The sequence below is a fragment of the Patulibacter sp. SYSU D01012 genome (assembly GCF_017916475.1).
In the GTDB taxonomy this organism is placed as follows: Bacteria; Actinomycetota; Thermoleophilia; order Solirubrobacterales; family Solirubrobacteraceae; genus Patulibacter.
Map to the genome: position 1 here is coordinate 514586 of NZ_JAFMTB010000003.1, position 26392 is coordinate 540977.

Annotated in this window: 22 protein-coding genes and 2 tRNA genes; 10 read left to right on the forward strand and 14 right to left on the reverse strand. The window is 77.2% G+C overall.

The window, feature by feature from the left end; genetic code table 11:
* Positions 1-158: 158 nt before the first annotated feature.
* The 7 genes from J3P29_RS18210 to J3P29_RS18240 all read right to left on the reverse strand — a co-directional run bounded on the left by J3P29_RS18210 (position 159) and on the right by J3P29_RS18240 (position 5123).
* The gene (locus tag J3P29_RS18210) at positions 159-1784 is read right to left on the reverse strand and encodes a polyamine aminopropyltransferase (RefSeq protein ID WP_349239891.1); all 1626 of its coding nucleotides are present in this window, start codon (positions 1782-1784) and stop codon (positions 159-161) included.
* 101 nt (positions 1785-1885) lie between these two features.
* Positions 1886-2320, reverse strand: a complete 435-nt coding sequence (locus tag J3P29_RS18215; RefSeq protein WP_210495705.1) for a DUF350 domain-containing protein — start codon at positions 2318-2320, stop codon at positions 1886-1888.
* Positions 2317-3168, reverse strand: coding sequence for a hypothetical protein (locus J3P29_RS18220; RefSeq protein WP_210495706.1), 852 nt, complete (start codon positions 3166-3168; stop codon positions 2317-2319). Before J3P29_RS18220 ends, J3P29_RS18215 begins: the two co-directional genes overlap by 4 nt.
* A complete protein-coding gene (locus J3P29_RS18225) occupies positions 3165-3602 on the reverse strand; it encodes a DUF4247 domain-containing protein (protein WP_210495708.1) in 438 nt (145 codons plus the stop codon). The genes J3P29_RS18220 and J3P29_RS18225 overlap by 4 nt, the downstream gene beginning before the upstream one ends.
* A complete protein-coding gene (locus J3P29_RS18230) occupies positions 3599-4129 on the reverse strand; it encodes a DUF2617 family protein (protein ID WP_210495709.1) in 531 nt (176 codons plus the stop codon). Before J3P29_RS18230 ends, J3P29_RS18225 begins: the two co-directional genes overlap by 4 nt.
* A 2-nt stretch (positions 4130-4131) precedes the next feature.
* Positions 4132-4500, reverse strand: coding sequence for a hypothetical protein (locus J3P29_RS18235; RefSeq protein ID WP_210495711.1), 369 nt, complete (start codon positions 4498-4500; stop codon positions 4132-4134).
* Positions 4501-4505: 5 nt separating this feature from the next.
* Positions 4506-5123 carry a DUF4178 domain-containing protein gene (locus J3P29_RS18240; RefSeq protein ID WP_210495712.1) on the reverse strand — a complete coding sequence of 206 codons (618 nt, stop codon included), beginning with the start codon at positions 5121-5123 and terminating at the stop codon, positions 4506-4508.
* Positions 5124-5284: 161 nt separating this feature from the next.
* On the opposite strand from J3P29_RS18240, the gene J3P29_RS18245 reads away from it, so the two are divergent.
* Positions 5285-6922 (forward strand): DEAD/DEAH box helicase family protein, encoded by a 1638-nt coding sequence (locus J3P29_RS18245; protein ID WP_210495714.1) that lies wholly within the window; start codon positions 5285-5287, stop codon positions 6920-6922.
* Positions 6923-7086: 164 nt separating this feature from the next.
* Entirely contained in the window at positions 7087-8382 is a 1296-nt protein-coding gene (locus tag J3P29_RS18250) for a hypothetical protein (protein WP_210495715.1), read from the forward strand.
* A gap of 173 nt (positions 8383-8555) precedes the next feature.
* Here the strand turns inward: J3P29_RS18250 and hemQ are convergent, their stop codons facing one another.
* Entirely contained in the window at positions 8556-9236 is a 681-nt protein-coding gene (gene hemQ / locus J3P29_RS18255) for a hydrogen peroxide-dependent heme synthase (protein WP_210495716.1), read from the reverse strand.
* Positions 9237-9507: 271 nt separating this feature from the next.
* Here hemQ and J3P29_RS18260 point away from each other — a divergent pair, with 271 nt between their 5' ends.
* A complete protein-coding gene (locus J3P29_RS18260; RefSeq protein WP_210495717.1) occupies positions 9508-11787 on the forward strand; it encodes a S8 family serine peptidase in 2280 nt (759 codons plus the stop codon).
* A gap of 1797 nt (positions 11788-13584) precedes the next feature.
* Here the strand turns inward: J3P29_RS18260 and J3P29_RS18265 are convergent.
* Positions 13585-13657, reverse strand: a tRNA-Lys gene (locus J3P29_RS18265).
* Positions 13658-13734: 77 nt separating this feature from the next.
* On the opposite strand from J3P29_RS18265, the gene J3P29_RS18270 reads away from it, so the two are divergent.
* The 4 genes from J3P29_RS18270 (at position 13735) to J3P29_RS18285 (ending at position 16878) form a co-directional block, all read left to right on the forward strand.
* Positions 13735-14049 carry a hypothetical protein gene (locus tag J3P29_RS18270; RefSeq protein ID WP_210495719.1) on the forward strand — a complete coding sequence of 105 codons (315 nt, stop codon included), beginning with the start codon at positions 13735-13737 and terminating at the stop codon, positions 14047-14049.
* Positions 14050-14144: 95 nt separating this feature from the next.
* Positions 14145-14216, forward strand: a tRNA-Glu gene (locus tag J3P29_RS18275).
* 205 nt (positions 14217-14421) lie between these two features.
* Positions 14422-15060 (forward strand): DUF6518 family protein, encoded by a 639-nt coding sequence (locus J3P29_RS18280; RefSeq protein ID WP_210495721.1) that lies wholly within the window; start codon positions 14422-14424, stop codon positions 15058-15060.
* Positions 15061-15144: 84 nt separating this feature from the next.
* Positions 15145-16878 (forward strand): pyruvate dehydrogenase, encoded by a 1734-nt coding sequence (locus tag J3P29_RS18285; protein WP_210495722.1) that lies wholly within the window; start codon positions 15145-15147, stop codon positions 16876-16878.
* Positions 16879-17058: 180 nt separating this feature from the next.
* Here the strand turns inward: J3P29_RS18285 and J3P29_RS18290 are convergent, their stop codons facing one another.
* Positions 17059-17811 carry an SDR family oxidoreductase gene (locus tag J3P29_RS18290; RefSeq protein WP_210495724.1) on the reverse strand — a complete coding sequence of 251 codons (753 nt, stop codon included), beginning with the start codon at positions 17809-17811 and terminating at the stop codon, positions 17059-17061.
* 86 nt (positions 17812-17897) lie between these two features.
* On the opposite strand from J3P29_RS18290, the gene J3P29_RS18295 reads away from it, so the two are divergent.
* Both J3P29_RS18295 and J3P29_RS18300 read left to right on the forward strand, forming a co-directional pair.
* Positions 17898-18392 carry a helix-turn-helix domain-containing protein gene (locus J3P29_RS18295; protein ID WP_210495725.1) on the forward strand — a complete coding sequence of 165 codons (495 nt, stop codon included), beginning with the start codon at positions 17898-17900 and terminating at the stop codon, positions 18390-18392.
* 251 nt (positions 18393-18643) lie between these two features.
* On the forward strand, positions 18644-19876 hold the full coding sequence (locus J3P29_RS18300; protein WP_210495727.1) for a beta-ketoacyl-[acyl-carrier-protein] synthase family protein: 1233 nt from the start codon (positions 18644-18646) through the stop codon (positions 19874-19876).
* A gap of 48 nt (positions 19877-19924) precedes the next feature.
* On the opposite strand, the gene J3P29_RS18305 is transcribed toward J3P29_RS18300, so the two are convergent.
* The 3 genes from J3P29_RS18305 to J3P29_RS18315 all read right to left on the reverse strand — a co-directional run bounded on the left by J3P29_RS18305 (position 19925) and on the right by J3P29_RS18315 (position 23399).
* Complete coding sequence (locus J3P29_RS18305) at positions 19925-21685, reverse strand: ATP-binding cassette domain-containing protein (protein ID WP_210495728.1); 1761 nt, start codon at positions 21683-21685, stop codon at positions 19925-19927.
* Between the two features lie 765 nt (positions 21686-22450).
* Positions 22451-22822 carry an ACT domain-containing protein gene (locus J3P29_RS20525; protein WP_210495729.1) on the reverse strand — a complete coding sequence of 124 codons (372 nt, stop codon included), beginning with the start codon at positions 22820-22822 and terminating at the stop codon, positions 22451-22453.
* A 94-nt stretch (positions 22823-22916) separates the two neighbouring features.
* Complete coding sequence (locus tag J3P29_RS18315; protein ID WP_210495730.1) at positions 22917-23399, reverse strand: SRPBCC family protein; 483 nt, start codon at positions 23397-23399, stop codon at positions 22917-22919.
* A 54-nt stretch (positions 23400-23453) separates the two neighbouring features.
* Between J3P29_RS18315 and J3P29_RS18320 the strand changes: the two genes are divergently transcribed.
* Positions 23454-24752, forward strand: a complete 1299-nt coding sequence (locus J3P29_RS18320; RefSeq protein WP_210495732.1) for an adenosylhomocysteinase — start codon at positions 23454-23456, stop codon at positions 24750-24752.
* Positions 24753-24832: 80 nt separating this feature from the next.
* Here the strand turns inward: J3P29_RS18320 and J3P29_RS18325 are convergent, their stop codons facing one another.
* Positions 24833-26365 carry a gluconokinase gene (locus J3P29_RS18325; protein ID WP_210495733.1) on the reverse strand — a complete coding sequence of 511 codons (1533 nt, stop codon included), beginning with the start codon at positions 26363-26365 and terminating at the stop codon, positions 24833-24835.
* Positions 26366-26392: the final 27 nt, after the last annotated feature.

A 26392-nucleotide genomic window follows, 5' to 3' on the forward strand; every position in this document is an offset into this window, starting at 1 on the left:
CCGGCCCGGCCCGGCCCCGCGGTCACCGGGTCTCCTCGGCGCGATATGCGGGCGTGTCATCACCGATCACACGCCGGAATATCGGCCGTCGGGGACACGCTGGCCCCGGCCCGTCCCCGCGGCGGTACCGCGCCCGGCACGTCCGACCCGGCCTCCCCCTAGTAGTCCGCCCAGCCCTTGCGCGTGTAGTCGAGGATCCGCGGGCGGTCGAGCGTCGTCGGCTGCACCCGCCGCGGGCCGCGGTCGGCGGGGAACGTGCCGGCGGCCCGCAGGGTGGCGGCGTCGAGGAAGCGTCGGCCGGGGGAGGGGCGCGGGCCCAGCGTGAGCGGGGGCGCGCCGTCGCGGGCCGGGGCGGCGACCCAGAAGCCCCAGTCGCCGAAGGTCGGCACGTCCACGTGGTACGGCCGGCCCGACCAGCCCGCCAGGCGCAGCGTCGCGCCGACGGACCAGAAGGCGTCGGCGGCGAAGTACGGCGATCCGGACTGGACGACCGCCAGGCCGCCCGGGGCGAGCACGCGGGTGCGGATCATCCCGTACAGCTCGGCGCTGTACAGGCGGGCCAGGCCCTGGTCGTCGGGGTCCGGGAAGTCGACGACCACGACGTCGTAGCGGTCGTCCGCCGGGGCGTCCTCGTGGTCGCGCACCCAGTTGAACGCGTCGGCGTTCGTCACGCGGACCCGGCGGTCGTCGAGGGCCCCCGCGTTCAGGCGGCGCAGGCGCGGGTCCTCGCGCGCCAGGCGGGTCATCGCCGGGTCCAGGTCGACCAGCCGCACCGCGCCGACCGACGCGTGCCGCAGGACCTCGCGCACCGCCATCCCGTCGCCGCCGCCCAGCACCAGGACGCGCAGCCCGCCGCCGGCCGCGCCCGCCGGACGCGCCGCCTCCGCCGCGCCCAGCACCGGGTGGACGAGGGCCTCGTGGTAGCGGTACTCGTCGCGGCTGGACAGCTGCAGGTCGCCGTTGAGGTACAGCCGCACGTCGGGCCGACCCCCCAGCGTGAAGCCCTCCGTCAGGTCGATCTCCTGGTACGCCGTGCGCTCGGAGTGGACGATCGGGTCGTCGTAGAGCTGCTGGCGCGCCGACACCTCGAAGCGCCCCGCGTACGCCAGGCCGAGCGCGACGAGGACCGCCCCGAGCGCCAGCACGGCCACGGCGCCCAGGCGCGTGCGCCGCGAGAGGTCGGCGCGGAAGACGACGAAGACGATGAGCGCCGCGCACAGCAGGTTCAGCAGCCCGGCGGCCAGCGCGCCGCGCAGCTGGCCGAGCAGCGGCAGCAGCAGGAACGGGAAGGCCAGGCCGCCGACGAGCGATCCGACGTAGTCCGCGGCGGTCAGGTCGGCCAGCGCCCGCGCCGCGGCCTGCCGCCGGATCCGCTGCAGCAGCTCCATCAGCAGCGGCAGCTCGGCGCCGACGAGGCCGCCGCACAGCAGCGACACGACGACGACCGCGGGGGTGTAGACCCCGGCGTACGCGAACGCCGCGTAGCAGGCGAGGACGCAGAAGCCGCCGACGACCGCCACGCCCGTCTCGACCGCCACGAACGCCGGCAGGGGCCGGCCGAGCAGCGGCTTGGCCGCCAGGGCGCCCAGGCCGAGCGCGAAGACGAACAGCGAGACGACGAGCGACGTCTGGGTGACGGACGCGCCGACGAGGACGCCGCCGAGCGCGACGAGCGCCAGCTCGTAGACCAGGGCGCACGCCGCGCACGCCCCCGCGGCGAGCAGCAGCAGGGCGCGCAGCGGGCGGCGGCCGCCCGCGTAGGGCGCGGCCTCGTCGGCCGCCACGCCCGGCCCGCCGGCGTCGGTCGCCGGTCCGCCGGGATCGTCGACCGCGGCCGCCCCGCCGCCCGCGCCCGGGGCCGCGCCGCTCGCGGCGGCGCCGTCGCTCACGAGATCGACGCGGCCACCACGGCCCCGACCGCCAGATGCGTCACCACGGTGATCCACACGGCGGGATGATGCTCGTCGTGGGCGACCATCGCGCCCAGGTCGCCGGGCGTGAGCGCGTCGACGACCTTGAAGACCAGGCCGATCAGGATCACGCCGAGCAGGCCGTAGCCGAACGCGTCGACCAGGCCCTTGCCCAGGTCGTCGCTCGAGGTGAGGATGGCCACGACGACGGTCGTCGCGTTCGCGACCAGCCCGGACGCAAGGACGGCCGTCAGGTCCTTGTTGCGGTCCTGCCAGATCTGGTGGCGCAGGTTGCCCGGCGTCGCCAGGTCGACCATGAGGAACCCGGCGAGCAGGACGACGAGGCCGACGACGGAGTAGGCGGCCGCCGATCCGATGCCGGTCAGGAGGTCGTTGAGGTGGTCGGTCATCGGGGCTCGGTCGGCTCGGTCTTCGGGGTCTTCGGGCGGGGGGAGGAGGGGTCGCCGTAGTGGCGGCGGGCGCGCCAGCCGCCCCAGGCGACGAGCAGCGCGAGCACGAGGACGACGCCGGAGACGAGGACGGTCACGCCGTGCGCGCGCATCCAGTCGCCGCCGGGCGAGCCGGTCAGCCGGTCGCCGTTCGGGGCGGCCGCGGCGGTCGTCGCCTCCTCGGCGGGGTCGGCGTCGTCGAGCAGCAGCGGCAGCGCGGCGGCGAGGTTGCGCAGCGCCAGGTCGTCGTCGTCGCCGAGCAGCGCGCCGTCGTCGACGCCGGTGAGGTCCTTCAGCGCGGCGGTCGACCCGGCGGGGCGCGCCCCGTCCAGGCCGCTGGCGGTCACGTAGTACGACGCCGAGTCCTCGCTCTCGCTCGAGCTGCTCGTGTAGCGCAGGCTGACGTCCAGCCGCAGCCGGCCGCGGGGGCACGACGACGGCGGCATCTCGTCGACGGCGACGTTCGGCCCGCCGCTGGAGAGCGACTCGGTGCCGCCGGCTGTTCCCGAGCCCGACAGGCGCAGCTCGTAGCCGAAGCAGACGCCCGTCTCGGACGTCGCGTCCGCCAGGCTCTGGGCCAGCTCGACGCGGTCGCCGGCGTCCAGCAGCAGCCCCCTGCCCGCCTGCTCGGCGGTGAGCTGCGGCGTCGTGGCGGTCGTCCCGGTCGTCGTCGCGCCGGGCGCGGTCGCGGCGCTCCCGGGCACCGTCGCCGCCGGCACGGTCGCGGTGACGCCCTGGGCGGCCGCGGACGGCGCGCCGGCGGCCAGCGCGAGCAGCGCGCCGACGAGCGCCAGGCGCGGGCGGCTCACTTGCCGCTCCCCGGTCCGCCGCCGCGGAAGCCCTCGCCGCGGCCGGAGTACGTGCCGAACCAGCCGCCGACGTACGGGTACCAGTGCGCATAGCCGCGTTCGGCGTCGTCGACCGTGATGTCGCTGCCGCCGCCGGTGCGCGGCCGGACCGCGACCAGGTCGTCGCGGTAGCGCAGGAAGACGCCGCCCGGGTCGGTCAGGCGGTCGGCGGGCTTCCACTTGCTCGTGATGTCCTTCGTCACCTTCGCGACGCCGTCCCGCGAGCGGTACGTGTCCGTCCCGTTGCGCGAGGAGACCTTCGTGTAGTGGTCCTTCACGTAGCCGCGGACGGAGCCGCCGCAGGAGGCGAGGCCGCCGACGAGGACGACGAGCGCGATGACCGCGACGAGCGCGGCCCCGCCGAACGTGGCGGTCGACTTCTGGCGGGGCGTCACCGGGCGGCCTCCGGGAGCGGGGCGACCGTCGTCCGGGTGCGGACGACCTCGTGGCGCTCGGGGTACAGGTGCCAGGTCTCCCAGCCGGCGCCGCCCGGGACGGGCAGCGTGCGCAGGGCCGTCGCGGCGCCGGGCGCGCCGGGGAACGCGGCGAACAGCGCGCCGTCGTGGCCGGCCAGCTCGGCCCGCAGGTCGTCGGCGAGCGTCGCGACCGCCGCGGCGGTCGTCGTCTCGACGTCGGCGGCGAAGCGGTACTCCAGCCCGTCGCGCACCAGCCGGGCGGGTGCGGCGGCGAGCGCGCGGCCGTCGGGCGCGCCGCACGCGACGACCTCGGTCAGGCGGGCGCCGCCGGCGAACGTCAGCTCGACGGCGTGCGAGGCCCCGAGGACGTGCAGGCGCGCGCTGGCGGCGCCGCCGGGGACGTCGATCGCGGCCAGGCCGGCCGGGGCGACCGTGCCGGGCAGCAGCGCCCAGGCCAGGTCCTCCGCCGCCGCGTCGACGAACGGGACGTCGAGACGCAGGTCCACGGTCAGCCGGTCCCGGAGATCCCGTCGGAGGGCTCGCCGGGGGCCGGGGGCTCCTCGCCCTCGGCCGTCGCGTGGTCGGCGCGCAGCGCCTCGTACGCCACCTCGGCCCGGTGCGCCAGGTCGCGCAGCTGCGCGATCCGGGCCTCCAGGTCGGTGGCGCGCGCCTCGTGCAGCGCGGCCGAGTCGGTCAGCTCCTCGCGGCCGGGCGCCTCCGCCCGCTGCCGCAGCCGGGCGGCCTCCTGGAGCGCCTTCGCGCGCACGGTGACGAGCGCGGCGACCGACTCGCGGGCGGCGTCGAGCGCGGCCTTCGCGGACGCGATCGCGTCGCGCTCGCCGGCGTCGTCGTCCGGCGTCGGATCGACGCGGTCCACGGGGCTCACGCGACGCCCCCGGCGCTGCGGCCGGCCGGGTACACGTCGAGCAGGTGGGCCTCGATCTCGGTGCCGGTCGAGACCTCCCACGACCCGTCCGTCGACCAGCGCTCGAAGGCGAGCAGCGCGTCGCCGTCCTTGTAGTCGGCGTACCAGGCGCGGCCGGACGCCGGCAGGCCCGTCGTGCCGGTCGCGGTGAAGGTCGCGCGGCCCGACTCGACCTTGCGGTAGGTGCGGCCCTCGAACGGCACGCTGCTCGCGCCGGGCTCCAGGCCGCCGGGCTCGTCGACCGCGCGCCACAGGGCGACCTCGGTGCCGTCGGAGACGTCCACGGAGAGCCACGTGCGCTCGTCGCCGCCGGCGTCCAGGTGGTACTCCGTCCAGACGTAGCCGTCCTCGTCGAAGCGCACCTCGCCCCGGACGACGTAGTCGTGGCCGCCGTGCGAGACGACGGCGCCGATGCCCAGGCCGTCGAGCGGCCCGCCCGGGCCCTCGGCCAACGGGTCGACCGGGCCGGGCAGCGCGCCGCCCGGCGGGGTCGCGCCGGCCCGCCGGCGCGACCAGACGACGCCGAGTCCCACGCCGATCGCGACGAGGACCACGATGACCACCACGGTGCCCATGGGCGGCACCCTAGCGGGAGGGCGCCAGCTCCGCGACCCGCGTCCCGCCCGGTCTACGCCGTCGAGCGACGGCGCCGCCGCGGGGGCATCCTCGCGCTTTGCAGGGGGTGTTCTGCCGTCCGGCGGCACCCCCAACATCCCTCGTCGCCGTGTCCGCGTCGATGCCGATACCCCCCGGACTCCGCGCCTGGCAGCAGGAGGTCCTCCAGAAGATGGACGCCTGGGACTCCGGGGCGTTCCTGATCGCCGCCGCGCCCGGCGCGGGGAAGACCCGTCCCGCGCTCGAGCAGGCCGTCCGGCTGCTCTACGCGCGCCAGGCGGACCGCATCGCGCTCGTCTGCCCGACGGCCCCGCTCACGCGCCAGTGGGCCGAGGCCGCCGCCCGCCTGGGCGTGCACCTGGCGCCCGACGCGCCCGAGCTGACGCCGCCCGCCGGCTTCCACGGCGTGGCCGTCACGTACGCCCGCGTGGCGCAGTCCGCCGAGCGCTGGGCGAGCCAGTGCACCGAGAGCACGATCGTCATCGCGGACGAGGCGCACCACCTGGGCGACGAGCTCGCCTGGGGCAAGGGCTTCAAGCTGGCGCTGTCCCGCGCCCGCCGCTGGCTGCTCCTGTCCGGCACCCCGTTCCGCTCGGACGCGACCGAGATCCCGGGCGTCGAGTACGACTCCGACGGCGTCTCGCAGCCCGACTACGCCTACGGGTACGCCGACGCGGTCCGCGACGGGGTGTGCCGCCCCGTCTCGTTCATCCCGTTCGACGGCACGATGTCGTGGCAGTCCGGCGACGACACGATCGAGGCGTCCTTCGCCGACGCGGTCTCCTCCGACCAGCGCGCGCGGCGGTACCGCACCGCGATCTCGACGGACCTGGAGGGCGCGCTGCCGAAGATCCTCGCCGACGCGGACCGCCGCCTGGCCCGCCTGCGGGAGCACTCGCACCCCGAGGCGGGCGGCCTGGTCGTGGCCGCCGACGGCGACCACGCCCGCGCGGTCGCCGCCACGCTGCACCGCATCACGGGCGCGCCGCCCGTCGTGGTCATGCACACGGACCCGCAGGCCCACGCCAAGCTCGAGGCGTTCAAGCGCTCCGCCGACCCGTGGATCGTCGCGGTCAACATGGTCTCGGAGGGCGTCGACATCCCGCGCCTGCGCGTCGGCGTCTACGCGACGGCCGCGAAGACGGCCATGATCTTCCGCCAGATCGTCGGGCGCTTCGTCCGCACGATCCCCGACCGGCCCGTCGAGGGCTCGTGGCTGTACATCCCGGCCGAGCCGACCCTGCGCGCGCACGCGTCGGCGGTCGACAAGGAACTCGTGCCCCTCCTGCGCCGCAAGGAGGACGTCGACCCGGACGCGCCCGAGCAGCTGCTCGACGAGCCGGCGACGAAGACCGAGGACGAGATGGGTCTGGCGCCCGAGTTCAAGGCGCTGAACGCCGACATGGCGCCCGCCGCGCAGCTCGACCTCTTCGGCGGGGCGACGCCGCTCAAGCAGGAGCCGTCCGGGGTGTCGACGGGTCGGCCGATCCAGCCCATGGGCACCGTGCCGTCGGCGCCGGCCCCCGGCGGTCCGCCCGCCGCGACGGCCGAGATGCCGCTGTGGCAGCAGCGCCAGCGGCTGCGCGAGACCCGGCACCGCCTGGTCTCCGAGCTGGGTCGCGCGCGCCGCGCCACGCAGCGCGAGATCAACGCGTGGGTCAACAAGCAGGTCGGCATCACGCACGTGAAGGACGCGACCGTCGAGCAGCTCGAGGCGTCGATCGACCTGATCGAGCGCGCCCTCCTCGGCCAGGCCTGACGCCCGCGCGCGTCGCCGGCGCGCCGTCGTCCGCCCACCGCGCGTCCCGACGTCCGCCCGCGGCGCGTCCCCGGGCACGCGGCTCGTCGGACCCCCCTCGCCGGCGCCGACCGTTGCACCGAGGTTGCGTCCGCCCCGCCGGGAGCGAGGATAGGGTGTCTCGGGTGAGCGTCCCCAGGCGGATGCTGGTGCGCGAGCTGTGTGCGTGGCGCGGGGGCCTGACGGCCGCCGAGGTCGCCATGCCGTCCGTGCGGGTGGGCGACGCGCGCCGGGGTCCGCTCCGCGACGGCGCCGACGCGTCGCCGCTCCTGGCCGACGGCCTCGATGCGGTCCTCCCGCTCGTGATGGAGGGGGCCGAGCCGCGCCGGACCCGCTCCGCGGCGCTCGCGTGGACGCGCGTGGTGCGCGCGACCGGCGGCCACGTCGCCACGCTCCCGGCGGGCCTCGAGCCCGTGCGCGCGGCGTACGCCGAGGCCGCCGCCCCGTACGCGGACGAGGCCGAGCCGGCCGGCGACGCGCTCGCCACGCTCGAGGCGCTCGGCGTGCTGCGGACCCGCGCCGACGGGGTGGTCCCCGAGCGCCCGCCCGCACCGGATCCGGCCACGCTGCTCGAGGGCGTGGCCCGGTACGAGGCCGTCGTCGCGCAGGACCACGTCATCGGCAGCTTCGGTCGCTTCGTCGTCGACGAGGCGCACCGCACCTTCACCTTCGGCGTGGGGCAGCGACGCTGGCGCGAGCTCGCCGAGACGGGACGTCTGCGGGTGACGCTCGACGGGGCCGCCGACGGGGCGACCCCGCCCGAGCAGTGGGACGTGGGTCTGCGGCAGTTCCGCCCGCGCGAGGAGGAGGTCGCCGGCAGCGCGCGCACGTTGATCGACGTCCGCTCGGGCATCCCCGCCGACGCGCTGCCGCCGACCGCCGCCACCGGCGACCCGCTGCTGCTCCTGCCCTTCGAGATCGGCAGCCTGATGATCGGCCCGACGGGCTACACGCGCGCGTCGGTGGCGCTCGCGCTGCGCTGCGCGGTGATCTGGATGCTCGTCGCCGAGACGACCGCCGGCCGCGCCGGGCCGGCCCCCGCCTCCGTCTCGCAGGTCGCCGCGGAGTACGGCCAGCTCTTCGGCCTGACGGGCACGGACCACCGCAAGACCGTCCGCGCGGCGCTCGAGGCGCTGTGCCGGTCCGGGATCCTGGCCCGGCTGCGGACGGGCGACACGGCCCCGGCGGGCGCGGGAGCGGTCTGGCGGGTGCAGCGCGCGTACGGCGCCTCGTACGGGCAGCTGCGCTCGGCGATGCGGGCGCTCGACCGCTGGCGCCTCGAGGACCCGCGGACGGAGTACAGCGTCCGGGCGGTGCAGGAGCGCGCCGTCGTGTTCCGCACCTCGCTCGTCGCCGACCAGTGGGCCGACCTGCTGCGGCGGCGCGCCGTGCGCGTGACGGTGCTCCCGCCCCGGACCTGAGCGGCCCCCGCGCGTGCCGTACGCTGCGGCCATGACCCTGCGCCGTCGCATGGCCCTCTGCGCCGTCTTCCCGTACGCCGCCGCGCTCGTGGCGATGGCGTTCGGCGCCTGATCCGCAGCGCGCCGGGGCGCGCCCCGGTCGGTCGCGGCCCCGGAGCGCGGCGCGCCGGCCGCTACGGCAGGTCGGCGACCACGTCGGCCAGCGGCTTGCGGATGCCCGTGATGAAGGGCAGCTCCTCGCGCGTGTGGCGCCGGGCCTCGGCCGCGCGCAGCTCGCGCATCAGGTCGACGATCCGCTCCAGCTCGTCGGCCTCGAACGCCAGCAGCCACTCGTAGTCGTTCAGGGCGAACGCGCTGATCGTGTTGGCGCGGACGTCCTTGTAGCCGGCGGCCATCATGCCGTGCTCGCGCAGCATCTGCGAGCGCTCCTGCGGGTCCAGCAGGTACCAGTCGTAGGAGCGGACGAAGGGGTAGACGGACAGGTACTTGCGCGGGTCGGTGCCCTCGAGGTACGCCGGGATGTGGCCCTTGTTGAACTCGGCCTCGCGGTGCACGCCGATCGACGTCCACCACGGGTCGACGGACTGCCCCAGCTTCGTGCGGTTGAAGCGCACGAGGGCGTCCTGCAGCGCGTCGGCGCTCGGGCCGATGAGCCACAGCATCAGGTCGACCTCGGCGCGGAAGCCGACGGTGGAGTACGCGCCGCGCAGGACCGCCTCGCCGCCCGTCAGCGCCGCCTCGGCGTCGGCGGCCAGCTCGGCGCGCGCGGCCTGGTCGACGCGCCGGTGCCCGCGCGCCGCCTTGAACGACGCGTACATGGCGTACAGGTTCGTGTGATCCGTCTGCGTGCTCACCCGGGCGAGGATACGCCGGGGCGCCGCGCCGGCCGCGCTCCTCCGGGGCCTTCGGCGGTGCGGTCGGCGCTCCGAGCGCGCGGGCCGTGCTCCGCCGGGGCCCGGGGGGGCAGGCGAGGGGATGGGCGCCGCGGCGGCACGCCGCGGTCGGCGTGTACGACGTCCCGTCCAGGACGCGCGTCCGGCGGCGCCCACCGGTCAGTTGTTCGGGTACCCTTACTCGCCGCCGCGCGCCCGTCGCGGCCTTCGTCCGCCCGCCTCAGGAGCCGCCGTGCCCCGCCCATCCCGGCCCGCCGTGGCCGTCGTCGTCCTCGCCGCCCTCGCCGGGCCGGCCGTCACGTCCGCCGCCGACGTCGACACGATCGACGGGCTCAGCCCGCGCCTGACCGCCGTGGCCCGCAGCGCCGGCGCGTCCCCCGCGGTGCAGGCCCGTCGGGCGGGCGTCCCGGCCGCCGGCCCGGCCGCGCTGGCGCGCGACGGGGGCCGCGTGCTCGCCGAGGTCACCGTCACCGGCGACGTGGCCGCGCGCGCCGCCGCCCTGCGCGCCGCGGGCGCGCGCGTGGTCCACGAGAGCCCGCGCGCGGGCGTCGTCACCGTCGCCGTCGCGCCGGCGGCGCTGCGGCGCGTCGCCGCCGTCCCCGGCGTGCGCATCGCCCGCGAGGTGCTGCGCCCCGCCGTGGGCGCGCCCGAGGGCGTCGCGGCCGCCGCCGCGGCGCCGGCCTGCGGGGCGGTCCGCTCCGCTGGCGACCTGCTCCTGCACGCCGCCGACGCGCGCGAGCAGGAGGGCGTGGACGGGTCGGGGGTCACCGTGGGCGTGCTCTCGGACTCGTTCGACCGGGCGGCGGGCACGAGCACGCGCGCCGCGGCCGACGTCGCCAGCGGCGACCTGCCCGGGCCGGGGAACCCGTGCGGCCGGACCACCCCGGTCGACCTCGTCGACGACACGGCGGTCGAGGACGACGACACCCCGGCCCCGTCCGACGAGGGCCGCGCGATGACGCAGCTCGTGCACGACCTGGCGCCCGGCGCCGGCCTCTCCTTCGCCACCGCGTTCGGCGGCCAGCAGGCCTTCGCCGACAACATCCGCCGCCTGCGCGCGGCCGGCGCCGACGTGCTCACCGACGACGTCGGCTACTACGACGAGCCGATCTTCCAGCCCGGGCCGATCGACGTGGCGATCGCCGACGTCCGCCGCGACGGCGCGTCCTACTACTCGTCCGCGGGCAACGCGCACGCGACCGACGCCGCGGGCCACGCGATCGGCTCGTGGGAGACCCCGGCGCTGCGTCCGGTCACCACGGACGTCCCCGCCCCGCCGACGACGGAGGGGCCCGAGGGCGTGCTGCCGACGCCGGGCGACGCGGCGGCGTACGAGGACTTCGACCCGGCGCCGGACGCGGCCGACACCGGCCTGGGCATCACCGTCCCCGCCGGCGGGCGACTGCTGCTCGACCTGCAGTGGGCCGAGCCGTGGGACGGCGTGCGCACCGACCTGGACCTGTACCTGCACGACGGCACGGGCCGGGTGCTGGCGAAGAGCACCGAGCCGAACGCCGCGCCGCTCGAGGACGGCGGCCAGCGCCCCGTCGAGATCGTCTCGTGGAAGAACGCCGCCACGACCGCGCAGACGGTGCAGGCGTCGATCGTCCGCGCCGGCACGGGCGCCGCGCGCACCCCGCGCGCCAAGGTGTTGATCGCCGGCGACGTCACCGCCGTCGAGCACGCAGCCACGAGCAGCGACACGTTCGGGCCCACGGTCTTCGGCCACTCCGGCGGCGAGGACACGGTCTCCGTCGGCGCGATCAACGCGAGCGCGCCGCAGGCGCCGGCCGCCTACTCCTCGCGCGGTCCCGTCACGCACGTCTTCGGCCCCGTGCGCCCCGACGGCCGGCCCGCCGACGCGCTGCCCGCGCCGCGCCGCCTGAGCAAGCCCGACGTCGCGGCGACGGACTGCACGAAGACGACGTTCTTCGGCAGCCGCAACACCTTCTGCGGCACCTCGGCCGCCGCCCCGCACGCCGCGGCCGTCGACGCGCTGGCCCGCCAGGCCGCGCCGTGGGCCACGGACGACCAGATCGTCGCCGCCGTCGTGGGCAGCGGCGTCGCCCTGCCGACGTTCGGGCCGCTCGACGCCGGCACCGGCCGCATCGACGCGCTGGCCGTCGTCCGCGCCGCCCGCGCCGTACCGCGCCCGGCCGCGCCGGCGACCGCGGCGCCGGCCCCCGTGTCGCCCGCGCCGCCCGCGCCGGCCCCGGCCGCGCCGGCCGCCCCGTCCGTCCCGGTGCTGCGCGACACGGTCCGGCCGGTCGTGCGCCTGACGTCGGGGCCCCGCCCGCGCACCCGCGCCCGGCGCGCGCGCTTCGTCGTGCGCACCGAGAAGGGCGCGACGCTGCGCTGCCGCGTCGACCGCGGCCGCTGGCGGGCGTGCCGCAGCCCGTTCGTCGTGACGGCCCGGGTCGGCCTGCACGTCGTGCGGGTGCAGGCGACGGACGCGGCGGGCAACCGCTCGCGCGTGGCCGTGCGGCGCTGGCGGGTGCTGCGGGGGCGCTGACCTCGCGCCTCGCCGCGCCGGGCCTTCATCGCGGGGAGCGGCCCGGCCCACGTTGACGGCCTCTCCGCCGCTCTCGGTGCCGTCCGGGGCATGCGACCGTACGAGAAGTCCGGGAGTACGCTCCGGACAGGTGAGAACCACTCCCCGGAACGGAGGGTCGCTTGCATGCTGCGCACGTTCGTGAGGAGCGAGGACGGCACAGTGACGGCTTCGCCGTACGCGGGCCCGGATGACAGCGCGAAGCGATGCGACTGAGGCCGTCCAGCGGCGGGTGCGCGAGAACGCTGGCGATCGCGACCGCAGTGCTCGGTTGGGCGGGGCTCGCCGCTCAGCCGAGCACCGCGCGGGAGAGCCCGGTGGCTGGCTTCCGGATCGACGCGGGTGTCGGGACGGCCACTCCCGGTAGCGACGCGCGTTCGCCGGTGGTCGCTGCCGGCCGCATCTGGCAGCTGTTCGGCTCGCTCTCTCCGATCGGGCACTTGACCCTGCGGTCATGGCCGGTGTCTGGGGGGACGGCTGAATCCGTCCGTCTCGCTCCCGTCCCAGCACGGGCGGTGCGACCGGCGCCCGGCACGGTCGACCGCTACGACGGCCTTCCCAACGAGGTCGTAGAGGATCTCGGCGTGGCCGGCGGACGCGTGTACGTGCGCGGATCGGTGTGCGCTGAGGACGCCCCGCAGTCGTGTGAACCCGCTCTGCGGACGTTCGTGTTTCGTGCGGGCGACGGCTCGCTGCAGCAAGCGTTCCCCTGGGGGCAGGGCCCGATGCTCGCGTCCCTTCAGCCCGGCGTCCTCCTCATGCAGCCTACGGCCGATGGGCTTCTCCTGAGCGATCCCGAGACGGGCGCTCACTATGGACCGCGTCGTCTGTCGGATCCGAACGGGACGTTCGCCGGCCGGTATTCCGTGCAGGACGTGAGCCGCGGGCGAGAGGTGATCGATATCGAGTCGGGTGGCGTGCGATACCGCGTTTCCGACCGGAGCATCCTGAAGCGCGCGGGACAGCCGCACGGGGCCGTTCGCGGCGTGGCGTTGCAGCCTGATGGCTCGCTGGCGGTGCGGGTCGCAGTGCCGACCGACGTCCCTGCCCGGCTCAAGCGACGCCTCCGGCGTGGACTGGTGCCCGTGTTCGTGGACGCCGATGGTGTCGTCCGGCGCGCCGCTCCGCGTCTCGAGGGCGCGCGTGCGGTCTCGGTGGTGCCGTCTGCCCGCCGCGTCGTGGTCGCGGCGGACGGTGGCGTCCGACGCGTCCATGGTGCGAGGCGTCCGGTGTGCACCGGAGCCTGGGTCGTCGACCGCGGTGGCCGGAGGGGCTTCGCGCTGAGTTCTGGCCCCGAAGCTCGGCGGATCAGGGTTGCAGGGACGCCCGTGTTCTGGGACGGCACCATCGGTATCTGGGCACGAAAGACCCGCCGGGGCAGGACCTCGAGCTACATCGTCCGCCGCCTTCGCTCCGTTCGGCTGAGCAGGTCGACATGGCCCTCCTGTCGCGGGGCTGCATCGTCTCGTCAGCTGTCGACTGCATTCGAGGACTGAAGGCCGCGGCTCGAAGTCGCGGCGGCACTGGGCCCTTGGTGTGCGCGACAGCTCGGGGCGTCGCTGCGCGGGCCGGAATCTGTCCCGCCCCCCGATCCGGTGCTCCGTATCGAACGGCGTCCGACAGCACGTAGCGGCGAGCGAGTCAACGAGGCGCTGGCGGTCCGACGAAGCAGCCCAGACGGAGCGCGGAGGAGGACCGTGGGGACCTGGCCAGATCCAGAGCTGCTTGCGCTGCACGGTCCCGGTGAGCGCCAAGAGGTGGGCCGCCTGGGACTCGAACCCAGAACCCCGGGCTTAAAAGGCCCTTGCTCTACCGATTGAGCTAGCGGCCCGCTGCGGAGTGTAGGACCGCGGGCCGCGCGGCGCAGCCCCGCGCATGGGCGCCGCGGGGGCGGGGTACCTTCCGTCCATGGGGACTTCCGACTTCCCGCAGATCACCGACCCGGAGCGCAACCTGGCCGCGCGCCGCGCCGAGGAGCAGCGGCCGCTCGACGAGGCGGGCGAGGGCCAGTCCGAGGGCTTCGAGCTCGCGGAGCAGGAGCTCATCGAGCACGCCACGCACGGCGACCAGCACGGCACCACGCCGATCGTCTCCGACTCGCGCGACTACGAGGCCGAGCGCGACCCGGCCGAGGACACCTACGGCGAGCCCGACGAGGCCATGCACCAGGACCTCGGCCAGGACGGCCCGCACGAGGCGACCTCCGAGGACCACCGCCCGTAGGCACCGCGCGTCGGCCGCGCGTCCGCGTCCCCGTGGGGACGGAGCGGCGCGGCCGGCCACGGCCCCGGCCGCCGGTCTACACTGGGGCGGCACCTGCCCTCATGGTGTAGCGGTTAGCACGCCAGCCTTTCACGCTGGTAGCCGGGGTTCGATTCCCCGTGGGGGTACCTGCCGCGCGGCCTCGCCGCCGCGCCCCGACGCCCGGCCCGGCCGGGCGTCCGCCGTTCCGGCCGAAGTCCGCGTCGGCCAGGACCAGAGGGGAAGAGGAGCGCGACGCCCGGCGCCGGCTCCGTCCCAGGGATGAGCCCGCGGCCCGCCGGTTCCCTCCCGGGCCCGATGTGCGTGGGCCCGCCCCGCGTGACGCTGGACGGCATGAGCTCCGTCGCCGCGCCCGCCCCACCGCCGTCCGCCCGCCCGGGCCTGCGCACCGCGCCCCAGCGCGCGCTCCTGGCCGTCGTCGCGGGCCTGCTCGTCGGGTCGCTCACCGCGTTCGGGCAGGCCGTGATGCCGGGGATGCTGAACGCTCTGGTCAACTCGGTGGCGGCGTGGCTCGTCGCGCCGTGGCTCGTCGGGCGCACGACCGCGACCGCCCGCGGCGCGGCCGCGGCGGGCCTGGCGGTCTGCGCGCTGCAGGTCGTCGGCTACTACGTCACGAACGAGCTGCGCGGCTACTCGACGGGCAGCGCGGCGATCGTCGCGATGTGGGTCGGCTGCGCCGTCGTGGGCGGTCCGGTGCTCGCGGTCGCCGGGCGGCTCGGCCGCGTCGGGGCGCCGGCGGTGCGGGGCCTGGGCGGGGCGACGCTCGCCGCCGTCTTCCTCGCCGAGGGGGCGTGGACGTACGCCGGCGACCTGGGGTACTGGGACACCGCCGCCCTGTGGTGGGCGATCGGCGGCGGGATCGCGCTCGCGACGTTGCGCGGCGGGCGGGACTGGCGGTGGCTGCCGGCGTGCGTGCTCGTGGGCCTCGCCGGCGAGGCGCTCCTCGGCGCGGTCGTCGGCGCGCTGGCGTAGCCGCAGTCGTCCGCCGCAAGCGGCCGCCGCGGGGCGCGAGCTACGGTGGATGGGCCAGTCCGTCCCCGACCGAGAGGCCCCGCCGTGAAGCTCGCCGACCAGTTCGTCCACACCCTCCGCCAGGCGGGGGTCGAGCGCGTCTACGGGGTGGTGGGCGACAGCCTCAACCCGATCGTCGACGCGATCCGGCGGACGGACGGGATCGAGTGGGTGCACGTCCACAACGAGGAGGCCGCCGCGTTCGCCGCCGCGGCCGAGGCGCAGGTCACCGGCCGGCTGGCCGTCTGCGCCGGCTCGTGCGGGCCGGGCAACACGCACCTGATCCAGGGCCTGTACGACGCGCAGCGCTCCGGCGCGCCCGTCCTGGCGCTCGCGTCGCACATCCCGGCGACGCAGACCGGCACCGGCTTCTTCCAGGAGACGCACCCCGAGCGCGTCTTCGGCGACTGCTCCTCGTACTGCGAGGCGATCAACCACGCCGAGCAGATGCCGCGGATCGCCCGCATCGCGATCCAGCGCGCGATCAGCGACCGCGCCGTCTCCGTCCTGATCATGTCGGGCGACGTCGCCGACCAGGACGCCGTGCACCCCACCGGCGACGCGCCGTTCGTCGTCGAGCACGCCACGCCCGTCCCGCCGACGGCGCAGGTGCAGGCGCTCGCCGAGGCGATCAACGCGGCGCGCACCGTGACGATCTTCGCCGGCGCAGGCGCCCGTGACGCCCGGCAGGAGCTCTTCGACCTGGCGCTGACGATCAAGGCGCCGATCGGCCACTCGCTGCGCGGCAAGGAGGCCGTGCAGTGGGAGAACCCCTACGACGTCGGCATGAGCGGCCTGCTCGGCTACGGCGCCGCGTACGACGCGATGCACGAGGCCGACCTGCTGCTGCTCCTCGGCACGGACTTCCCGTACACCGACTTCCTGCCCGACACGCCGACGGCCCAGGTCGACCGCGACGCCGGCCGCATCGGCCGCCGCACCCCGGTGTCCGTCGGCGTGCACGGCGACGTCCGCGAGACGCTGCGCCTGCTGCGCCCGATGCTCGACGAGAAGACCGACCGCACGTTCCTGGACGAGATGCTCGCCCGCCACGCCCGCACGCTCGAGAACGTCGTCGCGGCCTACACGGACGACCGCCGGCAGCGCACGCCGATCCATCCCGAGTACGTCGCGGACGTCCTCGACGACGTCGCCGCCGACGACGCGGTCTTCACCGTCGAGACGGGGATGAACACCGTCTGGGCGGCGCGGTACCTCACGCCGAACGGCCGCCGCCGCGTGATCGGCAGCTTCTGGCACGGGTCGATGGCCAACGCGCTGCCGCACGCGATCGGCGCGCAGCTCGCGCAGCCGGTGCGGCAGGTCGTCTCGATGTCGGGCGACGGCGGCCTGGCGATGCTGATGGGCGAGCTGCTGACCGTCCGTCGCCACGGGCTGCCGGTCAAGATCGTCGTCTTCAACAACTCCTCGCTGGGGATGGTCAAGCTCGAGATGCTCGTCGAGGGCCTGCCCGAGCACGAGACCGACCACGCCCCCGTCGACTACGCCGCCATCGCGCGCGGCGTCGGCATCGAGGGCGTGCGGATCGAGCGGCCCGAGGACCTGCGCGACGGCCTGGCCCGCGCGCTCGCGACGGACGGGCCGGTGCTCGTCGACGTCGTCACCGACCCGAACGCGCTGTCGATGCCGCCGCACGTCTCCACGCAGCAGATCCGCCAGTTCGCGATGGCCGCCGGCAAGACCGTCCTGGCCGGCGGCGTCGGGAAGATGGTCGACCTGGCGCGGGCCAACCTGCGCAACGCGCGGGCGCTGGGCTAGGCGCCGCGGCCGTCGGCGCGTGTGCCGGGCCGCAGGGCCCGGCCCGCAACGCCGGACCGCCGCGCCTGCCGCCAAGCCGGGGCTGCCGCCACGCCGCGCCGGTCCGTCGCGCCGGTCCGCCGCGCGCCTGCGGCGGTGCACGGGCCGCCGCGTCGGGCCGCGCGCCCCACGCCCGGGCGGTCAGATCCCGCGCAGGAACCCGCCGTCGACCGGCAGCGCCGCGCCGGTGACGTACGCCGCGCGGTCGGAGCAGAGGAACGCGGCGGCCCACGCCATCTCCTCCGGTCGGCCCAGGCGGCCGGCGGGGACGACGCCGCGCGCCTGCGCCTCGGCCTTCTCGAGGGAGCCGTAGATCGCCTCCATGCGCCGGGTGGCGATGCGGCCGGTCAGCAGGGTGTTGATCGTCACGCCGTCGGCGGCGACCTCGCGCGCCAGCGTCTTGAACGCCGCGAGCGCGCCGGAGCGCTCGGCGTTCGACAGCATCAGGTTCGCGATCGGCTCGCGGACCGACGTGGACGCGACGCCGACGACGCGGCCCCAGCCACGCTCGCGCATCCCCGGCAGCGTGCGGCGCAGCAGCGCCATCGGGGCGCGGACCAGGTTGCGGTGCGCGGTCTCCCACTCCTCGTCGGCGAACGCGAGCGGGTCGGGGCCGGCCGGCGGCCCGCCGGTGTTGACGACGACGATGTCGATCGGGCCGACCGCGGCCTCGGCGGCGTCGACCAGGCGGTCCGCGCCGGCGACGTCGTCCGTGTCCCACTGGATGCCGGCGGCCGCGCCGACCTCCTCCGCGGCCCGCGCCGTGCGCTCGGGGTCGCGCGAGGAGAGGACGACGCGGACGCCCTCGTCGACGAGCGCCTGCGCGATCGCGCGGCCGATGCCGGCCGACGCGCCGCCGACGATCGCGGTCCTGCCCTGGATGCCGAGGTCCATGGCGTCGAGTATCGCGCGCCGCCGTCCCCGCGAACGCCCCGTCTGGCGGGTTGCGTGGCGCAACGCACCGGTCGTAGGCTGGCGGCATGGCGCTCCAGCGCGACTACCCGGGGCAGGTGTGCAGCGTCGCCTCGGCGCTCGAGGTGGTGGGCGAGCGGTGGACGCTGCTGATCGTCCGCGACCTGCTGCTGGGGCTGCGGCGCTTCGACGAGCTCCAGGCGGATCTGGGGGTGGCGCGCAACGTCCTGCAGGCGCGGCTGGAGCTGCTCGTCGCGCACGGCGTCGTCGAGCGGCGCCCGTACCAGGAGCGGCCGCCGCGGCACGAGTACCGGCTGACCCCGAAGGGCGAGGACCTGGCGCCGGTCCTCCACGCGCTCATGCGCTGGGGCGACGCGCACGCGCCGCGGCCGGGCGGCCCGCCCGTCCTCGTCGAGCATCGCGGCTGCGGCGGCGCGGTCGACGCCCACTGGCGCTGCTCGCGCTGCGGGCGCGACCTCGGGCCGGGCGACGCGGAGGCCGTCCCGGGGCCGGGCGCCGGCCCCGACCATCCGGTGCGGCTCGCCGCCGCGAGCGCCGCCTGACGCCGGCGCGGCCGGGGTGGTGCTGCCGGTCGGTCCCGTGCCCCGCGGTCCGGCAGGTCAGGCCCCGGGGGCCGACTCGCCCTCGGCTCCGTCCCCGAGTTCCCCGCGTCCCCGCCTTCGGCCCGCACCACCGGCGCGTCCCCGTCTCTGGCACGGGCCACCGGCGCGTCCCCGGGCCGCGGCGCGGGGCGAGTAGCATCACGCAACGAACCACAGGGTCGCTGCGCGCGGCCCGCGATCCCCGGAGGACCATGCCCGCTCCCGACCGCCCCACCACCCTCCGCCCGCGGGTCGTCGTCACCGGCGTCGGGGCGGTCACCGCCCTCGGCGTGGGGGCCGAGGAGCTGCACCGCCGCTGGACGGCCGGCGACGTCGGCATCGTCGACGGGGCGGGGGCGGCGACGTCGTTCGTCCCGCGTGAGCACCTGACGGTCAAGGAGGCGCGCCGCGCCGACCGCTTCACCCAGATGGCGATCGTCGCGGCCGACGAGGCGCTGGCCGCGGCGGGCTGGGGCGACGAGCACGCCGGCCTGGACCCCACGCGGATCGGCTGCGTCATCGGCACCGGCATCGGCGGCCTCGGCACGCTCGAGGCGCAGATCGACGTGCACCGCGACAAGGGGCCGCAGGGCCTGTCGCCGCTCGGCATCCCGATGCTCATGGGCAACGCCGCCACCGGGACGGTCGCGATGCGCCACGGGCTGCACGGCCCGGGCTACGCGACGCTGTCCGCCTGTGCGGCGGGGGCGAACGCCATCGGCTCGGGCGTGCGAGCGATCCAGGCGGGCGACGCCGACGCGATGCTCGTCGGCGGCTCCGAGGCGACCGTCACGCCCTACGCGCAGGCGGCGTTCGCGCAGATGGGCGCGTCGTCGCCGTCCGGGATCTCGCGGCCGTTCGATGCGCGGCGCGACGGCTTCGTCATGGGGGAGGGCGCCGCGGTGCTCGTCCTGGAGGAGGAGACCCGCGCGCGGGCCCGCGGCGCCGCGATCCTCGGGGTCGTCGCCGGCTACGGGACGACCGTCGACGCCCACCACCTGACGGCGCCCGAGCCCGACGGCCGCTGGGCCGCGCTGGCGATGACGCGCGCGCTGGAGGACGCGGGCGTCGGTTCCGACGACGTCGACTACGTGAACGCCCACGGCACCTCCACGCCGCTGAACGACGCCGCCGAGGCGCGGGCGCTGCGCGCGGCCCTGGGCGCGCGGGCGGCCACGGTCCCCGTCTCGTCCACGAAGTCGACGCTGGGCCACCTGCTCGGCGCCGGCGGCGCGGTCGAGGCGGTCGCGACGCTCCTGGCGCTGCGCGACGCCGTCGCCCCGCCGAACCTCGGCTACGAGCAGGAGGACCCCGAGGTGGGGCTGCGGATCGTCACCGGCACGGCGCTCGCGCTGGACCGCCCCGCCGACCGCCCGCTGACCGCGCTGTCGAACTCGTTCGGGTTCGGCGGCCACAACGCGGTGCTCTGCCTGCAGGGGGCGTAGGGACGGGCGCGGCACGGGGCGGCGCGAGGGCCCGGGCGCGGAGGCGGCTCAGTCGCCGTGCCCGCGCACCTGCACCGTCCGCGTGATCCCGAGCGCCGCGCGGAACCGCTCGTCGTGCGAGGCGACGACGAGCGCCCCGGGCCACCCCGCGAGCGCCGCCTCGAGCGCCTCGAGCGACGCCAGGTCCAGGTGGTTCGTCGGCTCGTCGAGCAGCAGCGCGGTCGTGCGCCGCAGGGCCAGCACGGCCAGCTCGGCGCGGGTGAGCTCGCCGGGGGAGAGCGAGCCGGCGGGCCGGACGACGACCTCGGCGCCCAGCCCGAACGTCGCCAACGCCGTCCGCGCCCGGGCGCCGTCGACCCCCGCGAGCGCGGCCACGGCGTCCGCGACCGGCGGGGCGGCCTCCGCGTCTTCCCCCGCCGGCCGGACGGTGGTCGCGCCTGGCGCAGCGTCTCCCACCGCCAGCCGGACGTTGGCCGCGCCTGGTGCCGCGTCTCCCGCCGCCGGCGCCGCGGCGGTCGGCGCGTCGCCGGCGAGCAGCCGGCCGCGCGCCTGACCCAGGACGGCCACCTCGGTGCCGCCCGCGACCCGGCGGGCCCCGGCGGCGAGCGGCACCGTCCCGGCGAGCGCGCCGAGCAGCGTCGACTTGCCGCTGCCGTTCGGGCCGGCGAGCAGCAGGCGCTCGCCGTGCGCGACCTCCAGGTCGACCGGCCCCAGTCGCCAGCCGTCGCGGGCGACGACGGCCGCCTCGAGCGCCACGACCCACGGCGCCCGCTGCTCGGCCGGCGTCAGGTGCAGGCGCAGCGGCGGGACGTCCCGGGGCTTCTCCGGGATGGCGCGCTCCGCCCGGCCGGCGACGACCCGCGCGCGGCGCTGCATCCCCTCGGCCCGGGACCGCACCCACTCCTTCTGGTGCTTGTCGTTGTCGTGCGTCGCGGCGCCGGCCTTGCGGAAGCTGGCGGCGGCCCGTCGTCGGGTCTCCTCGGCCGCGGCGTGCAGCGCGGCGCGCGCGGCGACGGCGTCGTCGTGCTCGGCGTGCGCCCGGCGGCGGGCCTCGGCGCGCTCCCGCTCCCACGAGGCGAAGTCGCCGTGGTGGTGGACCGCGGTGCCGGGCGGGGCGTCCGGGTCGCCGAGCACGACGAGCTCGGTCGCGACATCGGTCAGCAGCGCGCGATCGTGCGAGACGAGGACGACGCCGCCCCGGTGCGCCGCCAGGACGTCGCGCAGCACGCGCAGGCCGTCGGCGTCCAGGTGGTTCGTGGGCTCGTCGAGCAGCGCGACGTCGTGGCGGCTGGCGCGCAGCACCGCCAGTCCGACGCGCGCGGCCTGGCCGCCGGACAGCGCGGCGAGGGGGCGGTCCAGCAGGGCCGGGGCCAGGCCGACGTCGCCGGCCGCGGCGGCCAGGCGGGCGTCGGCGTCGTCGCCCCCGAGCGCCAGCCAGCGGTCGAGCGCCGCGGCGTGGTCATCGATCGCGTCCAGGTCGCCGGCCGCCAGCCGCGCCGCCTGCCGGTCGACGTCGCGTGCCGCGGCGGCGACGCCCAGGCGCTCGAGCGCGACCTCGCGCGCCGGCCGCGGGTCGCCGTGGCCGGCCAGCTGCGGCAGGTGCCCGACGGTGCCGTGGCGGCGCACGGCCCCGCCGTCCGGCGGCTCGAGGCCCGCGAGGACGCGCAGCAGGGTGGTCTTGCCGGACCCGTTCGGGCCGATCAGGCCGATGCGGGACGTGGTGTGGACGCGCAGATCGACGCCGGCGAGCACGGTCCGGGGACCGTGGTGGCGGACGACCGCGCGGGCGTCGAGGAGGATCGACGGCACGGGGTGCTCCTTCGGGATGCGGCCGCGCGGCGCGGGAGCGCACGGCGGCCGGATGCGGGCGGACGGGACCGTCGCGAGCGACCGGCGGGGCCGGTCGGTCGGGTTCGTGGCGGCGGTCTAGGAGTCCTGGCGCATGGAGCGGCCCCGGGGGCCGGGAGAGACGGTAGGACAGCGGCGGCCGGCCTGTCAAGGGCCGAGGTGGGGCGGACGGGGGCGGGGCCGGCAGGGCGCGGGGCCGCGCGGCGCGTCGTGTGTCGGATCGCCCCGGTAGGAGCGGGGTGATCCGACACCCGACGCGAAGCGGTGCCCGCGCGGGGTGCTGAGCCGGATCACCTGGGCAGGCGCGCGGTAATCCGGAACACGTCGTCAGGCGCCACCCGGCCGGGGTCCCGTGCCGGATCACCCGGGCAGGCGCGCGGTGATCCGGAACACGTCGTCAGGCGCCCTCCGGCCCGGGTCCCGTGCCGGATCACCCGGGCAGGCGCGCGGCGATCCGGAACACGTCGCCAGGCGCCACGGGCCGGGGTCGGGTGCCGGACGGCCCGACAGAGCCGCGGTGATCTGGAGCAGGTGGGCGGGGCGCGGCTGGCCGGCGAGCCCGTGCCGGATCACCCCGTTAGGAGCGCGGCGATCCGGCACACGCCGCCCCGCCGCCCGCCGCCCGCCGCCCCGCCGCCCGGCACCCGCCGCCCCGCCGCCCGCCACCCCGCCGGCACCGCCCGGACCCTCGGCCCGCCCGACCCGGCCCGGTTCCGCCCCTGCCCCCTACGCGTCCCGCCGGACCTCGTGCCCCGCGCCCTCGAGCAGCCGCGCCGCCTCGTCGAGCCGTTCCGCCGGCACGAGCACGACGTCGGCCGCGAACGTCGACGCCACGAAGATCGGGAGTCCGGCCTCGCTCAGCGGTCGGATCACCGCGAGCAGCATGCCCGGCAGGTCCAGGTCGTGGGCCGACCGGCCCTCCAGCGCCCGCCACCGCTCGGGCCCGTCGCCGTCGGCGGCGGGCCGGACGACCGTCAGGCCGTCCGTGCCGCGCACGAGCGACAGCCACTCGCCGGGCGGGACCGGGCTGCCGACCGGCAGGCGATCGACGACGAACGTGCCGGGGAGGACGTGCAGGGTCTGGCCGGTCGGAGACACCGGCGGAGCCTACGGCGCGGGCCGAGGCCGGGGATCGTGCCGTGCCCGTCCGGTCCGCCGCCATCAGTGCCCCGTCCGTCCGGCGCCCCCGCCCCTACGCCCCCGCCCGCTCCGCCAGCTCGGCCGCCACCAGACCCGGGATCACGCGCGCCCGGTGGGCGAAGATCGCGTCGACGTCCCGCAGCACGAACAGCCGCCGGGCCAGCGCGCCCGCCGGGCCCCAGCCGACGCCGTGGTGGACGACGTCCGTCATGACGGTGCCGCCGCCGGGCGCCGCCTCGAAGCGGTGCTCGTGGTGCCACAGGCCGAAGGGGCCGCGCAGCTGCACGTCGACGAAGCGGTGCGGCGGCTCCCAGCGCTGGATGACGCTCGTCCAGCGCAGCGGCACGCCGTGCAGGCGCAGCGCGTACTGGATCACGGTGCCGGTGCCCATCGGGATCGGCTCGGGCGTGATGGTGCGGAAGCGCAGCAGGTCCGGGGTGATGCGGTCCAGGTTCGCCGCGTCGGCGAAGAAGGGGAACACCTGCTCGGGCGTCCCGTCCAGCCGCTGGGAGCGACGCAGCACGTCGATGCGCATCCCCCCACGGTACGTGCGGGCCGGCGTCGACCGGCGGCGACTAGCATCGGGCCGATGGCCCGGTCCCCGAGGCAGCCGGCGCGCCGGCGCCCCCCGCACGACGTCGCCGACCTGTCGCTGGCGACGGCGGGCGAGGCGCGGATCGACTGGGCCGACGCCCAGATGCCGGTCCTCGCGCAGGTGCGTGCGCGGTTCGCCGCCGAGCGCCCCCTCGACGGGCTGCGGATCGCCGCCTGCCTGCACGTGACGGCGGAGACGGGCAACCTCGTCCGCACCCTGCGCGCCGGCGGTGCCGACGTCTGGCTCGCCGCCGCCAACCCGCTCTCCACCCAGGACGAGGTCGCCGCCGCGCTCGTCCTCGCCGACGGCGTGGCCGTCCACGCCAAGCGCCGCGTCGACCGCGCGACGTACGCGCGCTTCCAGGAGACGGTCGCCGCGGCCGGCGGCCCGGGTCCCCACCTGACGATGGACGACGGCGGCGACCTGCTCGCGGCGCTGCACGACGCCGACGGACACCACGCCGCGGCGCCCGACCTGCTCGGCGGCACCGAGGAGACCACGGCCGGCGCGCTGCGCCTGCGCGCGATGGCCGAGCGCGGCGAGCTGGGCGTCCCCGTCCTGGCGGTGCACGAGGCCGACACGCACCGCGTCGTCGAGAACCGGCACGGCACGGGCCAGTCCGCGCTCGACGGCATCCTGCGCGCGACGAACGTCCTGCTCGCCGGCCGCACCGTCGTCGTCGTCGGCTACGGCTCGTGCGGCCGCGGCGTGGCGGCGCGGGCGCGGGGCATGGGCGCGGCGGTGATCGTCTGCGAGGTCGACGCGGTGAAGGCGCTCGAGGCCAAGCTCGAGGGCTTCGACGTCGCCCCGTCCCTGGCCGCGGCCGAGCGGGGCGACATCTTCGTCACCGTCACCGGCAACCGCGACGTGCTGACCCGCGAGCACTTCGAGCGGATGCGCGACGGGTCGATCCTGGCCAACGCCGGGCACTTCGACGTCGAGATCGCGCTCGGCGACCTGGAGGCCGCGGCCGACGGCCCGCCCGTCGAGGTGCGCCCGCTGGTGGAGCGCTACGTCGTCGGCGGCAACCGCATCCACCTGCTCGCCGGCGGGCGCGTGGTCAACCTGGCGGCGGCCGAGGGCTACCCGGCGTCCGTCATGGACCTGTCGTTCACCAACCAGGCGCTCGCGGTCGAGGCGCTCGTGCGCGACCCGGGGCGCTTCGGCCCCGGCGTGCACCGGGTGCCGCAGGAGATGGACGCCGAGATGGCGCGGCTCAAGCTCGCCAGCCTGGGCATCGACATCGACCGGCTGACGCCCGAGCAGGCTGCGTACGGGCGCACCTGGGCCTGACCCCCGCCGGCCCCGTCCCGCCGGCGCGCGCCCGGCTTCCGCCCGCCGGACGGCCCGTGCGGCGTCCCGCCCGCCCCCGCTCAGTGCGGGGCGAACCGCCGCAGGTCGCGGAACGTCGGCGCCAGCGCGTCGTAGACGGAGGCGAAGAACGGCAGCAGCTCGGCGTAGCGCTCGGCGGTCTCCGGGTCCGGCTCGACCGTCTCGGCGATCGTGACCAGGTCGGCCGCCGCGTCGATCGAGTCGAGCAGCCCGAGCGCCTGCATGCCCAGCAGCGCGGCGCCGAAGCCCGAGCCCTCGTGGCCTTCGGCGAAGCCCACCGGCGCGCCGAGCACGTCGGCGAGCAGCTGCCGCCAGAACGGGCTGCGCGCGAACCCGCCCGTGGCGCGGATCTCGTCCACGCGGTTGCCGGCCTCCTGCATCGACGCGAGCACGAGCGCGAGCTGCTGGCAGACGCCCTCGACGGCGGCGCGGATCAGGTGTCCGCGGCCGTGCGCCCGCGTCAGGCCGACGTAGGCCCCGCGCGGCGTGGCGCTCCAGTGCGGCGCCCGCTCCGACAGCAGGTACGGCAGCATCACCAGGCCGTCGGACCCGGCGGGCACCGCGGCGGCCAGGTCGAGCAGCTCGTCGTGCGCGTGGGCGCCCAGGTCGGGCGCCAGCGCCTCGCCCGCCCACTCCAGCACGACGCCGCCGTTGTTGATCGCCCCGCCGGTCACCCAGCGGTGCCCTTCGAGCGCGTACGAGAACAGCCGGCGCGCGCGGTCGACGGTGGGCCGCTCGACGGCCAGCCGCAGCGCGCCGCTGGTGCCGATGGAGCACGCGGCCACGCCGGGACGAACCGCCCCGACGCCCAGGTTGGCGAGCGGCCCGTCGCCGGCGCCGGCGACCACGGGCGTGTCCTGCGGCAGGCCGGTCTCGCGCGCGGCGTCGGCGGTCAGGGTGCCCACGACGCACGTCGTCGGCACCGGCCGCGCCAGCTGCCCGGCCTCGATGCCCGCCACCCGCAGCGCCTCGGGGTCCCAGTCCAGGTCGCGGACGGAGAACAGCCCCATGCCGGACGCGAGCGAGTGGTCGACGACCCACTCGCCGGTCAGCCGGTGCAGCGCCAGCTCCTTGCGGCCGACCCACCGCCGCGCGGCGGCGAACGTCTCGGGCTGCTCCGCGCGGAACCAGACGAGCTTCGGCAGCGGCGCCATCGGGTGGATCGGCGTGCCGGTGCGGTCGTGCAGCTCGGGGTGCTCGGCGCGCAGGCGCTCGGCCTGCTCGTCGGCGCGCGTGTCCGCCCAGGTGACGAGCGCGGTCAGGGGCGCGTCGTGCTCGTCCAGCGCCGCGATCCCGTGCATGGCGGTCGACAGGCTGATGCCGCGGATCCGCGCGGCCGGCTCGGCCTGCCGCACGGCCGCCGCGGCCTCGCGGATCGTCCGCACGAGGGCGTCGTCGATGGCGACCGGATCCTGCTCGGCGTGGCCGGGATGCGGCTCGTCGAGCGGGTAGCCCACCTCGGCGCCCGCGATCGCCCGCCCGTCGACCGCGAACCCGGTCGTCTTGACCGACGTCGTGCCGGCGTCGACCCCCAGCACGACGTCGAGCGGGGAGCGGTCGGCGGCGGGGCTCACCGGGCGCACGTTCGCACAGGCGGGGGC